Raw genomic sequence first — 14896 nt, 5'->3', positions numbered from 1 at the left:
GGATTCAGTGGGCTATTTCTTCTCAAAGTTCCGTCCAGCTTAAGGCGTTGCCTAAAGGCCGGCATTTCTCAAGCGTTCGGCATGCTGTACATACAGGGTGATCGGGTCGATACCCTTGCGGACCTGACCCGTGGTCTGGCTGAGGCTGTCCAGATGATCCAGCGGGTAGTCCGAGCGGATCACTTTGCCCAGATGGGAGCTGAATCGGCCGACCATGCCGTCATTCTGTTCGGCTTCGGTGGTGAAGTAGTGGGAGAAAGCCCGAAGAAATCCATGCAGCGGATTGAGTGCATAGAGTCCCTCGTCGAGGATGTTTCCCTGCAGGGTGCCGCTCCAGGAATAGTAGCGCACGCCATTCACCCGTTCGCGACCCTTGCCGCCCCATGTGTTCGGCAACCCTTGGGGGTATTTGTCGTTGAATGCGCCGACACCTTCGGTGGTCAGCGCATTGAGCGCGGCGATGGCGTTCTGCGGCAGGTGCCGATGGCCACTGAGCAATGAAAGGAAGTCGGCGAACAGAGTGGCAACCGCCCCGGCGACCTGTTCCGGCAGGCGCCCGGGCGTCAGCGCCTTGCGCAGGAAATCGGCCAGTTCCGAGCCATGGTTCGGCCCGCTGACCGATGTCACTGAAGCGACCACCTCTGGCGCCAGCGCCCCTGCATAGCGTGCAGCCAGTGCGCCCTGGCTGTGACCGATCAGGTTGACTTTGCTTGCACCGGTGCCTTGCAGTACCCGTTCGATCTGCGTCAACAATTGTTCGCCGCGGGCTTCATTGCTGTGGGTAGCCGACAGGTGCGGGATGAAAACCCTCGCGCCGGCGTATCTCAGGGCCTGTTTGACGTCATGGAACAGCTCCAGTTTGCCAATGCGATCGAAGCCGAAGAGCCCGTGTACCAGCAGGATCGGATAGTGAGTGGTTGCATTCCGTAGCATGTGCATTTCCTTTTTCGCAGTAGGTCGGGGGTGTGCTTGAGGGGGCACTCTAAAGCACGTCAGCCGCTCGGCGATGTATGAAAAAACCGCTGTAACCTGATGAAAAAGGAATAGAAATGGTACGAAAGTTCGAATGAACATGAGGTCTTGGTCGGAATATCCAGACATCTTTTTAACGATGATGGAGTTCTTTCTCTCTATGACCTACCTCTGGCACGTCATTTTTCCGTGCCAACCGACGCGATTGCCCGGCAATGGCAATCGCGGATCCGCGCCGTATTCATAAGCCGATTCAACGCAGCCGCCTTCCAGTTTTCGATTGATAACTGGAAGGCGGGCACTGATCACTTTGGTTGTTGGGTACGGCGCTGCGCACCAAGACGCTCGGCTGCTTGCAGCAACAGTTGCTCGGTCCCGGTCCAGCCAAGGCAGCCGTCCGTTACCGACACTCCGTAACGCAGCGAGGGGCTCAGTGGTTGGCAGCCTTCGAACAGATGGCTTTCGATCATCATGCCGATCAGTGAGTGATCGCCGTGCAGGCGCTGTTCAAGTACGTCGTTGAACACGGCGGGCTGACGCAACGGGTCTTTACCGCTGTTGGCGTGGCTGCAGTCGACCATGATCCGCGCCGGGATCTTGAGTCTGGTCAAATCGCTGTGCACCTTGGCGATACTGTCGCGGTCGTAGTTCGGGCCACGATGGCCGCCACGCAATACCAGGTGGGTATCGGGGTTGCCCGGTGTCTGAATGATCGCAGGATGCCCCTGGCTGTCGATACCGAAATGGCGATGGGGATGGGCGGCCGAGCGCATGGCGTCGCTGGCGACAGCCACACCGCCATCGGTGCCGTTCTTGAACCCTACCGGCATGCTCAGGCCGCTGGCCATTTCCCGATGGATCTGCGATTCGGTGGTACGGGCGCCAATCGCGACCCAGCTCAGCAGATCGTCAAAGTAACCGGCGGCCATCGGCTGCAACAGCTCGGTGGCAATGGGCAGGCCCAACTGGAGTATTTCGCGCATCAATTCGCGAGACAGGGTCAAGCCGCCTGCCATGTCATCGCTACCATCCAGATGCGGGTCGTAGGCCAGGCCTTTCCAGCCGACCGTGGTGCGGGGTTTTTCGACGTAGGCGCGCATCACCAGCAGCATCTCATCGCTGACTTGCGCCGACAGGCGGGCCAGGTGGGTGGCGTATTCGAGGGCTGAACGGGGATCGTGAATCGAGCAGGGACCGACGATTACCAACAAGCGGGAGTCTTCACCGTTGAGGATCGCGCGGACCGATTGACGGTGGGCGGCGACTTGCTGGGTCAGGGCGTTGCTGAGAGGCAGTTGCTGTTTGAGTTGCAATGAGCTGGGGAGACGCAAGGTCAGCGCTTCATTGGCAGGGCTCAAGGTGGACAGCGGCAGAGCAGAGACGGACGAGTTCATATTCGGGCTTCCTGGGCTGGCGGCGGGTTCGTCCCGCGCGCTCGGCCCTACTGGGGTGTTCGACAATTGGCCGGATTGGCTGTGTGTGTTGGCTTGCCACCTGTGGGTGACCGATCGGAGGCGGCAGGCTGTCCCGAGCGGAGGCTGGTAAATCGCCAGGCGGTAAAACTGTCGTAACGGTAATAAGTGGCGTAATTCATGTCGTAAATCCTCGAGTTGTCAGGTGTGACGCTAAAAATGTTCAGGGCTGAAAAAACAAAACCCCCGGTCGGGAGGCCGACCGGGGGTTGAGAATTCTCTGGTGGCGACCCGTTTAAAGTGGGCGCCGTATGGGTATCAGGCGCGCCAATGGCTAAACCAATACCCAAAATAAAAGCTGACCGAAGGACAAACCTCATTCACCCGTGCAGCCGCAACCGAGCGCAGGGCGCTGGCGGTACGAAGCTGTGAGGGGGTGTTGAACATGATCTGTCTCCGATGGATGCGCCGAGCTTACTAGAGGCCGGTACGCGGATTCAATCGGAAAATGCTATCGAGCATCACAAGGGGGTCTATTACTTGAGTACGTCGGGAGGTGTGACACACTTTGCGTTGCGCCAAACCACAACGTCACAAGGACGAAGCATGACGACACTGACTATCGCCGCCGCTCAATCGATCTCCATCGCCGGTGATCTGGCTGCCAATATTGCCCGGCACCTGCGCTTCATGCAGATTGCCTCGGAGCATGGGGTGCAGTTGCTGGTGTTTCCGGAACTGTCGCTGACAGGGTACGAACGCGGCCTGGCAGCGGAACTGGCCATCGCGCCAGATGCCAGGGTGTTGCAACCATTACGCGATTTTGCACGGAAAGTCGGCGTCACCAGTGTCGTCGGGATGCCGATTCGTCTGTCGGACGATTCGCCGGTATTGATCGGGGCTCTGGTGTTGGGTGCCGATGGTTCGCTCGGTATTTACAGTAAGCAGCACCTGCACCCGGGCGAGGAAGTGGCGTTTGCCCCGGGAACGGGCGGGTCGGCGCTGAAAATTGGCACCGACACCGTCGCGCTGGCGGTGTGCGCCGATTTTTCCCATGCCAGTCACGCAGCCGCCGCGGCACGGCAGGGCTCTGATCTGTATGCCGCGGGCGTGCTGATCACAGAAAATGGCTACGCTCCAGATACCGCACTGTTGCAAGGTTATGCCCAAACCCACTCGATGGCGGTGCTGATGGCCAACCATGGCGGCGCGACGGGTGGCTGGGAGTCGGCAGGGCGCAGTGCGATCTGGGCGGCCAACGGCTCGTTGATCGCGGCCGCGCCGGGTACGGGGAACCTTATGATCGTTGCTCGTCGCAATGCTGACGGCTGGAAGGGGCAAATCGTGGCTGTCTCGGAGGCTTGAATGGGTTTCGAATTGCGTCCGGCGGCGTCTCGGGATCTGGATTTCGCTCGTAACCTGACTTGTCGAAATATGCTTCGCTACTACATTCAACATGAGTTGTTGTGGCTGGACGAGGCTTTCGATGTCGCCTGGGAGGGGCGCGAAAACTGGCTGGTCGTGCGTGATGACACCCTGATGGGGTATGTCAGTCTGAGCCGTGACGCCAGAGCCTTGTATATCCGTGAATTGCACGTGCTTGAAGCGTACCAGGGGCAGGGCGCCGGTTCCTGGGTGATCGATCAGGTATTCGCCATGGCCTGCAAGGAACGGCGCCCGGCATTGCGTCTGACCGTATTTGAAAATAATCCGGCAAAAATACTTTACGAGAGAAAGGGCCTGAAGGTGGTCGGCAAGGACCAGTGTTTCCTGAGAATGCAGCGTGATATCAATGGACTGCATCGCTGAAACACACTGGCGGCAAGCCTCGCAAGAAGAATTGACACTTTTTATATGCTGCTTGCCGCTAGGTCTGCCAGTTGCTTTTTGCTAAGGTGTCCAGCAACCCAAATAAGACCAAATCGCGAGGTGTCTGCTTGATTAGGGGGCTAGTAGTCGATGACCATGATCTCGTTCGTACAGGCATTACACGAATGCTGGCTGACATCGATGGCCTGCAAGTAGTCGGCCAGGCCGAGTCGGGAGAGGAATCCCTGCTCAAGGCGCGTGAGTTGAAACCCGATGTGGTGCTGATGGACGTCAAGATGCCCGGGATCGGCGGTCTTGAAGCCACGCGTAAACTATTGCGCAGTCATCCCGACATCAAAGTCGTCGCGGTTACCGTGTGCGAAGAAGATCCGTTTCCTACCCGGCTGTTACAGGCAGGTGCCGCGGGTTATCTGACCAAGGGCGCCGGACTGCCGGAAATGGTCCAGGCCATTCGCCTGGTGTTTGCCGGGCAACGTTACATCAGCCCGCAGATTGCCCAGCAACTGGCGATCAAGTCGTTCCAGCCAACCAATGATTCGCCGTTCGACGCCTTGTCGGAGCGGGAAATCCAGATTGCATTGATGATTGTTGGCTGTCAGAAGGTACAGATCATCTCCGACAAGCTGTGCCTGTCGCCAAAAACAGTGAATACCTACCGTTACCGTATTTTCGAAAAGCTTTCGATCAGCAGCGATGTCGAGTTGACGCTGTTGGCGGTTCGTCACGGCATGGTTGATGCCAGCCTCTGAAAATGACTGAAACCTTCGATCCAAGCGCTTTTCTGTCGACGGTCAGTGGGCGGCCGGGTGTCTATCGCATGTTCGACAGCGATGCCCGTCTGCTTTATGTCGGCAAAGCCAAGAATCTCAAGAAGCGTTTGGCGAGTTATTTCCGCAAAACCGGTCTTGCCCCCAAAACCGCCGCGCTGGTAGGGCGTATCGCCCAGGTCGAAACCACCATCACGGCCAACGAAACCGAAGCCTTGCTGCTCGAGCAGACGCTGATCAAGGAATGGCGCCCGCCGTACAACATCCTGCTGCGCGACGATAAATCCTACCCTTATGTCTTTCTCTCGGATGGCCAGTTCCCGCGCTTGAGCATCCATCGCGGAGCGAAAAAGGCCAAGGGCAAGTATTTCGGCCCTTACCCCAGCGCAGGAGCGATCCGCGAAAGCCTGAGCCTGCTGCAAAAGGCTTTTTTTGTTCGTCAGTGCGAAGACAGCTATTACAAGAACCGCACGCGACCTTGCCTGCAATACCAGATCAAACGCTGCAAGGCGCCGTGTGTCGGCCTGGTGGAGCCCGAGGTATATGCCGAAGATGTACGTCACTCGGTGATGTTTCTTGAGGGGCGTAGCAACGCACTGGCGGACGAATTGTCCGCGGCCATGGAGGAGGCGGCGGTCAACCTCGAATTCGAGCGCGCCGCCGAGTTGCGCGACCAGATTTCGTTGCTGCGCCGGGTCCAGGACCAGCAGAGCATGGAAGGCGGGACGGGCGATGTCGATGTGATCGCGGCGTTCGTCAATCCGGGTGGCGCCTGCGTGCACTTGATCAGCGTGCGCGGAGGTCGGGTGTTGGGGAGCAAGAACTTCTTCCCGCAGGTGGGTATTGAAGAAGATGTTTCCGAAGTCATGGCTGCGTTTCTCGGCCAGTACTTCATCAGCAGTCCCGAGCGCGACTTGCCGAGCGAGCTGATCGTCAACGTGGTTCACGAAGACTTTCCGACCCTGATTGCAGCCATTGAAGAGCTGCGCGGTCGTGAACTGACCATCAGTCATCGTGTACGGGGCACCCGAGCGCGCTGGCAGCAATTGGCGGTCACCAATGCCGAGCAGGCGCTGGGCGCACGTCTGGCGAACCGGCAACACGTCGCGGCACGTTTCGATGCCCTGGCCGAAGTGCTGAGCCTGGACGAGCCGCCGCAACGTCTGGAGTGCTACGACATCAGTCATTCCAGCGGCGAGGCTACCGTGGCGTCGTGCGTGGTATTCGGCCCGGAAGGCCCGATCAAGTCCGACTACCGCCGCTACAACATCGAAGGCGTCACGCCAGGCGATGACTATGCCGCGATGCATCAGGCCTTGACCCGACGCTTCAGCAAGCTGAAGGACGGGGAGGGCAAACTGCCGGACATCCTCCTGGTCGACGGCGGTAAAGGTCAGCTGTCCATGGCCCGTGACGTGCTCAATGAACTGGCCGTGCCCGACCTGATTCTGCTCGGCGTTGCCAAAGGGGCGACGCGCAAGGCCGGGTTCGAAACCCTGTACCTCAACGACGCGGCCCATGAATTCACCTTGCGCGGCGATTCCCCCGCGCTGCATCTGATCCAGCAGATCCGCGACGAAGCTCACCGTTTTGCCATTACCGGGCACCGTGCACGTCGCGGTAAAACCCGCCGCACCTCCACGCTTGAAGGGGTTGCGGGCGTTGGGCCGACACGTCGACGGGATTTATTGAAACATTTTGGTGGATTGCAGGAGCTGTCTCGTGCCAGCATCGAAGAGATCGCCAAAGCACCCGGGATCAGTAAAAAGCTCGCAGAGTTGATTTATGCAAATCTGCACAGCGAGTAGAATGCCCAACTCACCTCGTAGCCAGTTGTGCCGATGAATATCCCTAATCTGATTACCGTTCTACGCGTCCTGCTCATCCCGATCTTCATTTTGCTGTTTTACTTGCCTTACCACTGGAGCTATCTGGCGTCGGCTTCGGTTTTTGCCTTTGCCGCTGCGACCGACTGGCTGGACGGGTATCTGGCCCGACGTCTGGAACAAAGCACACCGTTCGGGGCTTTCCTCGATCCTGTTGCAGACAAATTGATGGTCGCCGTTGCGCTGGTGCTGCTGGTGCAAGAACACGGCAACCTGTGGCTCACGCTGCCGGCCGCCGTCATCATCGGTCGCGAGATCGTCGTCTCGGCACTGCGCGAGTGGATGGCCGAACTTGGCGCCCGTGCCCATGTGGCGGTGTCGAACCTGGGCAAATGGAAAACCGCCGCGCAAATGCTGGCGCTGGTGATCCTGCTGGCCAATCCGTCGGACTTCAGCTTCTGGGTCCTGATGGGCTACGCTTTGTTGATGGTGTCCGCTGGCCTGACCTTGTGGTCCATGGTCCAGTACTTGCGGGCCGCTTGGCCGCATCTGAAGACGGATGTGGAAAAGAAATAAAACTTTTTTGAATCAAGGGGTTGACGGGGCATCTGGATTCTATAGAATGCGCCTCACCAAGACGCGGGAATAGCTCAGTTGGTAGAGCACGACCTTGCCAAGGTCGGGGTCGCGAGTTCGAGTCTCGTTTCCCGCTCCAAGATTCACAAAAAACGCCACTCAATGAGTGGCGTTTTTTTGTGCATGAATTTACGTTCAGCGTTGAAAAGTGAGGCTTCCGCCTCTTTTTTCGCTCCCGCGAGTTCTGCTGAAAACCATCATCAGCCACGCTTTTTTTTACGTTAAAACGTACATCGAAATCCTGGCTGAAGCGTCAGTACTACGTTGCTCATTGATCGTGCGTTCACAGAAGCGAATTCGCTACACTGAAAAGCTAAATTATTGGGGCGTTGTTAATCGCCGGTGCCGCGTGTACAAGCGGCATTGTCATCACTGTCGGCATCTGCCCATGCATGCTTAGAACGGAATTTCGTCTCAGCATGCATGACCAGTAGGGCGGCAGAGTCAGCGCGTTGTCACAGCCGTAGCCAGACCTGAATACTCCTGCATTGCATCCTCCAACGCCCCCCGAAAATACTCCTGCGACGCCCGGTCACAGAGGATGTGCAAGCTCGCCTGCTGCACGGTGTCGGAATTGATGACGATCACGTTGATGCGTGCCGCCGACGTCTGGGCCACCGCTCCCGGGCCGAACGCCTGCGGGCTCAGATCAACCCCGCAGAGCTTGGCCAATACGTCGCTCAGATGATCCCCCGTCAGCTGAAAACAGGCATGGCTATCCTGACGAGGCAGCAGATAGTTGGCTTGATGATCAAGTTCCCAGCGGGCCTCTTCATCCGCCATTCGTTGGCCCTGATCCTCGGGGCTGCCCAGTAGCAGGTATTCGGTCTGCGACAGCCGCGCTACCTGACTGCCATCGGCTTGAATCACCGCACGGTTGGGCGCATCCGGCAGGACGAAGCCGCGGTTGCGCAGGTACTCGGCACTGTGTGCGCCGCGAAAGCCGACCCGAGGCAGGTCGGTCAGGTCCACCAGGCAGTACTCCGGCGAAGGCGCCAGGGCTTGCTGACTGACGCTAGGTTGTTCTCTCAGACTGGTCATGACTCAAAGTTCCTGGCGTTGATTATCGGGATCGAAGAAAGGCAATTTCACCACTTCGGCCTGGACCACGATGCCGCCTTCGACGCGGATCGGAATCCGTTGCCCAGGCGTGCTCTGGTCGATGCCGGCGTAGGCCAGGCCGATGATCTTGCCCAGAGAGGCGGAATATTCGCAGGAGGTGACGTTGCCGCTGATGTCCGGGCCGTTGAGCACCAGATGGCCTTCCAGTGGTTGTGGGCTGCCCTTGGGCAAGGTGAAACCGACCAGTTTGCGTTTCAGCGGCTGGGCTTCGAGGATGTCCACCGAGCGGCGACCGACGAAGAATGGTTTGGTGCGACTGACCGCCCAGCCCATGTCGATTTCCGCGGGGTGGGTCATGCCGTCAGTGTCCTGACTGATGATCACATGGCCTTTTTCCAGACGTAGCAGGCGTTGGGTTTCCACGCCGAACGTGCGGATGTCATGCACCTTGCCGGCCTCCATCAGCGCGTCCCAGAGCTTGAGTCCGTGGCGCGCCGGGACGTGGATTTCATAGCCCAGTTCGCCGACAAAACCGACCCGCAGCAACCGAGCCTTGATGCCTGCCACCGTGCCCTGGCGCACTCCCAGATAAGGGAACGCTTCGGCACTCAGGTCCAGGTCGCTGCAGACCTGTTCCAGTACCTTGCGCGAGTCGGGGCCGGCGACGTTGACCGCGCAGATAGCCGCGGTGACGTTGGCGACGTCCACGTCCAGGCGCCATTGCGCGTTCCACTTAAGCATTTGCTGATAGATCCGGTCGACACCGCTGGTGGTGGCAGTGACATAGAAATGGTTTTCGGCAAACCGCGCACAGACGCCGTCGTCGATTACCACGCCGTGCTCATTGGTCATCAGCGCATAACGGGAGCGGCCGATCGGCTGCTTGAGGAACGCAAAGGTGTACATCCGATTGAGCAGTTCGGCCGCGTCCGGGCCGCGCACATCCAGGCCACCGAGGGTCGAGACATCGATGATGCCGACCTTGTTGCGCACGTGCAGGGCTTCGGCCTGCATGCACGCCTCGCGATCCTTCGCGTTGCCGTAGTAGGCCGGGCGTTGCCAGATGCCCGCAGGCATCATCTTCGCGCCAGCTTGCAGGTGACGAGCGTGCATCGGCGTTTGTCGGTATGGGTCGAACGCGCGACCGGCGACATGCGCCAGCTTTTCCGCAACAAACGGCGGTCGCGCCGTGGTCACGCCGGTTTCACTGATATTGCGTTGGGTGGCCCAGGCCACCAACCGCGCCGTCGGCAACGCCGAGTGGCGACCCTGAGACGGTCCCATGCCGACGGTGGAGTAGCGCTTGACCAATTGTACGTCGCGATAGCCGATCCGGGTGGCGTTGACGATGTCGGCCACTTGCAGATCCTCGTCGAAGTCGACGAAGTCCTTGCCTTTGGGGTGCGGGAAGATTGGCCAATTAAAGTTGACCCGCGCCTCGCCGTTCAATGGCTCGCGTTGCGTGCCCACTGTCAGGCCCAGCGCGAAGGCGGCTTCGGCACCGGCATTCACGCCATCGGCAATCACGTTATCAAGCTGGTGACGACCGTTGACCGAGCCGGCGACATTCAGATTCTTTGGCAGGCCGCTGAGCGTGAACTCGGCACGCTGATCGTCGTAGGCCAGTTTGCCGCCGGCCTGGCACAGCAGTTGATAGACTGGCATGTAGCCGGCGGACATGCACAGTAAATCGCACTCCAGGCGTTGCCCGCTCTCGGCGACCTGGCCTTGTGCGGTGATTTTGCGCACGTCGACGCCGTTGATATGGCGCATGCCTTTCTCATGCAGGGCTTCATAGACGGTGCTGTTGCCCTGGCGGTAGATCTTGCGTTGCGCCAGTGCGCGCAGCAGGGATTCGTCCGAAGGACCATGACGCAGGTCCACCACAGCGACGACCTCCACGCCTTGGTCGTGCAGATCCAGCGCGGCGAAGTAACCGTCATCGTTGCCCGTCAGCACCACGGCGCGGTTACCCGGTTTGACCGCGTACAGCTTCATCAGCCGTTGCGCCGCGCTGGTCAGCATCACACCCGGCAGGTCGTTGTTGCGAAAGATCACCGGCTGATCGAAGGAGCCACTGCACACCAGGCACTGACGGGCGCGGACCTTGTACATGCGTTTGCCCTGAATCACCGGCAGGTAGTTGTCGGTGAACCAGGCGTTGCAAGTGGCTTCGGTCAGGATCTGGATATTGGCGTGTTGCTCTACCGCCGCGAGCAATTTTCGGCGCAGGGTTTCAGCCCTGTCGCCTTCTATATCGAAGCGGGCATAGGTTAGCGAACCGCCGAGAACCGGTTGTTGCTCGATGAGCAACACCTTGGCCCCTGCGTTGGCTGCCATTAGCGCCGCATGGAGCCCGGCGGGACCCGCGCCGATTACCGCGACGTCGGTAAACAAGTAGGCCTTGTCGTAGTACTCGGGCTGGAATTTCAGGTCGAGCACGCCGAGGCCGGCCTTCTTGCGAATGATCGGCTCCCAGACTTTCCACATGCCTTTGGGTTTGTAGAACGAACGGTAGTAGAAGCCCACGGGCATGAATTTGGAGAACTTGCCCAGGTAGGCGTCGCGGTCATTGTCCAGTGAGCCGTTGACGTTCTGCGCCGTCACCTGCAACCCGGCGGACAAGGTGTGGGCATCGGCCAGCACGTTGGGTTCTTCCGGCAACTGCACCAAGCTGTTGGCGTCCTGGCCAGCCATGGTCAGCGGGCCACGCGGGCGATGGTATTTGAACGAACGGGAGATCAGGAAGCGCCCGTTGGCCAGCAAGGCGCTGGCGATACTGTCGCCCTGCAAGCCTTGGTAGCGCTGGCCGTCGAAGCTGAAATCGAGCGGCTGATCACGGTCGATCAGCAAGCCCATGGGGGCGGGTAGGCGATTCATCCTGCGATCTCCTTGGCAGCGGCGCTGAAGTCGACGCGGGCGGTAAACAATTCTTTAGGGTCGAAGGTGCGCAGGATCTCATCGGTGACGGTGTGACGCTCCGCGAGAAACCAGTAGCTGGACGGTGTATGCATCCACCATTCGCGCACCACGCCGGCGAGGTTGTCGGTGTTGAACACGTAGTCGGCCCATTCGGCATCGCTGCAATTAACTGGGTCGGGCATTGGCTTGAACTCACCGCCATAGGTGAACTCGCTGATGTTGCGCGGCCCGTTGAGCGGGCAATTCATGATTTTCATCGTCTGCTCTCCGTCAGTGGCTGGCCGCCGTGGCGCCCATTTCGTTGACTTGCTGGAAGGTCGAAAAGCGTTCGAGACCAAAGGGCTTGATCAACTCCGGCACCTTGCCGCCGCTGGCGACCAACTCGGCCATGGTCTTGCCGCAGATCGGCGTAGCTTTGAAGCCCCAGGTGCCCCAGCCAGCGTCGAGGTAGTAGTTCTTCACCGGCGACAGGCCCATGATCGGGCTGTAATCCGGGGTCATGTCAGTAATGCCGGCCCATTGGCGCATCAGCTTGGCGTTGGCCAGGAACGGGAACATCTCGATGGCGTGGGCCAGCAAGCTTTCCTTGAGGTCCAGGGTCGACCGGGTGTTGAACAATGGATAGGGATCGGAGCCGCCGCCGAACACCACTTCGCCACGACTGGTTTGCTGCACGTAGCAGTGCAGGGCGGAGGAACTCACCAGCGGGTCGAGAAACGGCTTGAACGGCTGCGTGACCATCGCTTGCAGCGGGAAGGTCTGGATCGGCGAACGGATCCCGGCCTTGGCCATCAGCAACGAGCTGTGCCCGGCAATCGCCTGCACCGCGCAACCACATTTGATCGTGCCGCGGTTGGTTTTGACGGCGGTGATCGCGCCGTTCTCGATGATCAGGTCCTGGACTTCGGTGAGTTGATGGATTTCCACCCCGCGCTTGGCCGCTTGTTTGGCGTAACCCCAGGCCACGGCGTCGTGGCGCGCGGTGGCGCCGTCGATGTGCCAGAGCCCGGCGAGCACCGGCAGGTGGCCGGGATCGAGGTTGAGACTGGGCACCAGTTCGCGGATCTGCTGGCGGTCGATCATCTCGCTGCGGCCGCCGAAGTGCTTGTTGACCTCGGCGCGCTGACGGAACGAACGCACCGTGGCATCGGTGTGGGCCAGGGTCAGTTGGCCGCGCTCGGAGTACATGATGTTGAAATCGAACTCGTTGGACAGCCCCTGGAACATTCGCACCGACTCGGCATAAAAGCGTACGCCCTCGCTGGTCAGGTAGTTGGAGCGGATCACTGCAGTGTTGCGGGCCGTGTTGCCGCCGCCCAGATAGGACTTTTCCAGCACCGCGATGTTGGTGATGCCGTGGTACTTGGCCAGGTAATAAGCGGTGGCAAGGCCATGGCCGCCGGCACCGATGATCACCACGTCATAGCTCGGTTTGAGTTCCTTCGGTGGCGGCAAATCCACTTCCACCGGGTACTCCGAACTCAGCCCGTATTTCAATAGATTGAATGGCATAGGGCCTCCGATTGGCTGCGTAGGGCCTGGTGTTGCGCAAGGGCTGCGGTCACGGTGTTTTTCATCAGGAAGGCGATGGTCATCGGGCCGACGCCACCGGGTACCGGGGTGATCGCCGCGACGTGGGGCAGGGCGCTGTCGAAGTCGACATCGCCCACCAGATGGCTACGGCCATCGTCGTCGATGCGGTTGATACCGACGTCGATCACCACCGCGCCGGGCTTGAGCCAGCCGGCATTGATCAGCCGCGGCCGACCCACGGCGGCAATGACGATGTCGGCCTGACGGCATAGGGTCTGTGCATCGCGACTGCGCGAATGCAGCACAGTCACCGAGCAGTCAGCCTTGAGCAGCAGCGCGGCCATGGGTTTGCCGACGATGTTCGAGCGGCCGATCACCACCGCGTGCTTGCCGCGCAGGTCGCCGCAGGTTTGCTCAAGCAAATGCAGGCAGCCGCTGGGGGTGCAAGGCGCAAGCACGGTGCGACCCTGGCTGAGACCTCCGACGTTCTGACTGTGAAAGCCGTCCACGTCCTTGTCTGGGTCGATGGCCTCCAGCGCACGTAGTTCGTCGATATGCGCCGGTAGTGGCAATTGCAGGAGAATGCCGTTGATCGAACGGTCGGCATTCAGGCAGGCAATCAAATTGAGTAGCTGTTCGGTGCTGGTGTCCGTAGACAACCGGTGCTCCACGGAGCGGATACCGACCTCTTCGGCGCGCAGGATTTTGTTGCGCACGTAGACCTGGCTGGCCGGGTCGCTACCCACCAGAATCACGGCCAGTGCCGGGTGAATGTCTTGCTCGCGCAGGCGTTCCACGTCCTCGCGGATCTGCGCCAGCACGCGGGCTGCGGCGGCTTTGCCGTCAATCAGTCGGGGCGTGTTCACCGGAAGATCACCGTTCTGTCCTGGTTGAGGAAAACCCGGTGTTCCAGGTGGTACTTGACCGCCTTGGACAGGGCCACGGTTTCGGTGTCACGCCCGGTAGCCACCAAATCGTCGGGCAGATAGACGTGATCGACGCGCTGCACTTCCTGCTCGATGATCGGCCCCTCGTCGAGGTCGCTGGTGACGTAATGCGCCGTGGCGCCGATCAGTTTCACACCACGCTGGTAGGCCTGGTGATAGGGCTTCGCGCCTTTGAACCCGGGCAGGAACGAATGGTGGATGTTGATCGCCCGGCCCGAGAGTTGCTTGCACAAATCGTCGGAGAGGATTTGCATGTAGCGCGCCAGCACCACCAGTTCGGTGCGAGTGTCGTCGACGATCTTCATCAACTCGGCTTCTTGTTGCACCTTAGTGTCTTTGGTGACTGGCAGGTAGATGAAGCGAATGCCCTCGCGTTCGGCCATGGGCCGCAGGTCGAGGTGGTTGGAGACGATGGCGGTGATGGTCATGTCCATCTCGCCCTTGTGGTAGCGGTAGAGCAGGTCGGTCAGGCAGTGGTCGAACTTGCTGACCATCAGCAGTACGCGCATCGGTTCACGGGTATCGTGCAATTCCCAGGTCATGTCGAACGCTTGGGCGACGTCGGCGAAACCGTCCTTGATCTGCTGAATATCGCCCTGGTGGCCGTCGTTGAAACGGAACACCGCGCGCATGAAAAAACGGCCGCTGAAGTCGTCGTCGAATTGCGCCATCTCCCCGATGTAGCAACCGTTGTCCGCCAGGTAGGTGGTGACGGCAGCGACAATGCCAGCCACCGCGGGACAGGTGATCTTGATAATGAAATGGTTTTTTTCGTGTTGCATGACACGTCCTCGGGATGATGGCGGCAGCTCATCGCATAGCGAAAAAAATCATCAGCGGACAGCAGGCTCATTCATGAGCGCATTTTCTTGTGGGGAATAATATATTCCTGTTGGTGGCTTTATAGGGGAATGGCCGCGTGGCGTCCAGATCTTTTGTGAAAGTTTTTTAACTGGCAGGAAAAAGCGTGAGGTCGGCATGAGCCGACC

The 14896-nt window shown here is 59.6% G+C and carries 13 protein-coding genes and 1 tRNA gene; 6 read left to right on the top strand and 8 right to left on the bottom strand.

What is annotated here, in order from left to right; genetic code table 11:
- Positions 1-51: 51 nt before the first annotated feature.
- A complete protein-coding gene (locus PSH64_RS17075) occupies positions 52-933 on the bottom strand; it encodes a triacylglycerol lipase (protein ID WP_105341132.1) in 882 nt (293 codons plus the stop codon).
- A 344-nt stretch (positions 934-1277) separates the two neighbouring features.
- Positions 1278-2366, bottom strand: coding sequence for a 3-deoxy-7-phosphoheptulonate synthase (locus PSH64_RS17070; protein ID WP_105341130.1), 1089 nt, complete (start codon positions 2364-2366; stop codon positions 1278-1280).
- 624 nt (positions 2367-2990) lie between these two features.
- Between PSH64_RS17070 and PSH64_RS17065 the strand changes: the two genes are divergently transcribed.
- The 6 genes from PSH64_RS17065 (at position 2991) to PSH64_RS17040 (ending at position 7522) form a co-directional block, all read left to right on the top strand.
- Positions 2991-3749 (top strand): carbon-nitrogen hydrolase family protein, encoded by a 759-nt coding sequence (locus PSH64_RS17065; RefSeq protein ID WP_105341129.1) that lies wholly within the window; start codon positions 2991-2993, stop codon positions 3747-3749.
- On the top strand, positions 3750-4193 hold the full coding sequence (locus PSH64_RS17060; RefSeq protein ID WP_105341128.1) for a GNAT family N-acetyltransferase: 444 nt from the start codon (positions 3750-3752) through the stop codon (positions 4191-4193).
- Positions 4194-4321: 128 nt separating this feature from the next.
- Positions 4322-4963 carry a UvrY/SirA/GacA family response regulator transcription factor gene (gene uvrY, locus PSH64_RS17055; protein WP_082157786.1) on the top strand — a complete coding sequence of 214 codons (642 nt, stop codon included), beginning with the start codon at positions 4322-4324 and terminating at the stop codon, positions 4961-4963.
- 2 nt (positions 4964-4965) lie between these two features.
- Positions 4966-6789: an excinuclease ABC subunit UvrC gene (uvrC, locus tag PSH64_RS17050; protein WP_007933764.1), complete on the top strand. Its 1824-nt coding sequence runs from the start codon at positions 4966-4968 to the stop codon at positions 6787-6789.
- Between the two features lie 33 nt (positions 6790-6822).
- Positions 6823-7383 (top strand): CDP-diacylglycerol--glycerol-3-phosphate 3-phosphatidyltransferase, encoded by a 561-nt coding sequence (gene pgsA / locus PSH64_RS17045; protein ID WP_007933765.1) that lies wholly within the window; start codon positions 6823-6825, stop codon positions 7381-7383.
- Positions 7384-7446: 63 nt separating this feature from the next.
- A tRNA-Gly gene (locus PSH64_RS17040) sits at positions 7447-7522 on the top strand.
- 365 nt (positions 7523-7887) lie between these two features.
- On the opposite strand, the gene PSH64_RS17035 is transcribed toward PSH64_RS17040, so the two are convergent.
- From PSH64_RS17035 to purU, 6 genes are read right to left on the bottom strand one after another with little or no spacing between them, the layout of a single operon-like run.
- Positions 7888-8484, bottom strand: a complete 597-nt coding sequence (locus tag PSH64_RS17035; protein ID WP_105341127.1) for a sarcosine oxidase subunit gamma — start codon at positions 8482-8484, stop codon at positions 7888-7890.
- 3 nt (positions 8485-8487) lie between these two features.
- Positions 8488-11385, bottom strand: coding sequence for a 2Fe-2S iron-sulfur cluster-binding protein (locus PSH64_RS17030; protein WP_305477905.1), 2898 nt, complete (start codon positions 11383-11385; stop codon positions 8488-8490).
- Complete coding sequence (locus tag PSH64_RS17025; protein WP_305477904.1) at positions 11382-11684, bottom strand: sarcosine oxidase subunit delta; 303 nt, start codon at positions 11682-11684, stop codon at positions 11382-11384. The genes PSH64_RS17030 and PSH64_RS17025 overlap by 4 nt, the downstream gene beginning before the upstream one ends.
- Positions 11685-11697: 13 nt before the next feature.
- Complete coding sequence (locus tag PSH64_RS17020; RefSeq protein WP_018927681.1) at positions 11698-12939, bottom strand: FAD-dependent oxidoreductase; 1242 nt, start codon at positions 12937-12939, stop codon at positions 11698-11700.
- Positions 12921-13826: a bifunctional methylenetetrahydrofolate dehydrogenase/methenyltetrahydrofolate cyclohydrolase FolD gene (folD, locus tag PSH64_RS17015; RefSeq protein ID WP_305477903.1), complete on the bottom strand. Its 906-nt coding sequence runs from the start codon at positions 13824-13826 to the stop codon at positions 12921-12923. The genes PSH64_RS17020 and folD overlap by 19 nt, the downstream gene beginning before the upstream one ends.
- Entirely contained in the window at positions 13823-14689 is an 867-nt protein-coding gene (purU, locus tag PSH64_RS17010; protein WP_305477902.1) for a formyltetrahydrofolate deformylase, read from the bottom strand. The genes folD and purU overlap by 4 nt, the downstream gene beginning before the upstream one ends.
- Between the last annotated feature and the right edge of the window lie 207 nt (positions 14690-14896).

It is taken from the genome of Pseudomonas sp. FP1742, from assembly GCF_030687145.1.
Taxonomy (GTDB): domain Bacteria; phylum Pseudomonadota; class Gammaproteobacteria; order Pseudomonadales; family Pseudomonadaceae; genus Aquipseudomonas; species Aquipseudomonas frederiksbergensis_D.
This window is presented reverse-complemented; position numbering and strand designations above follow the sequence as displayed.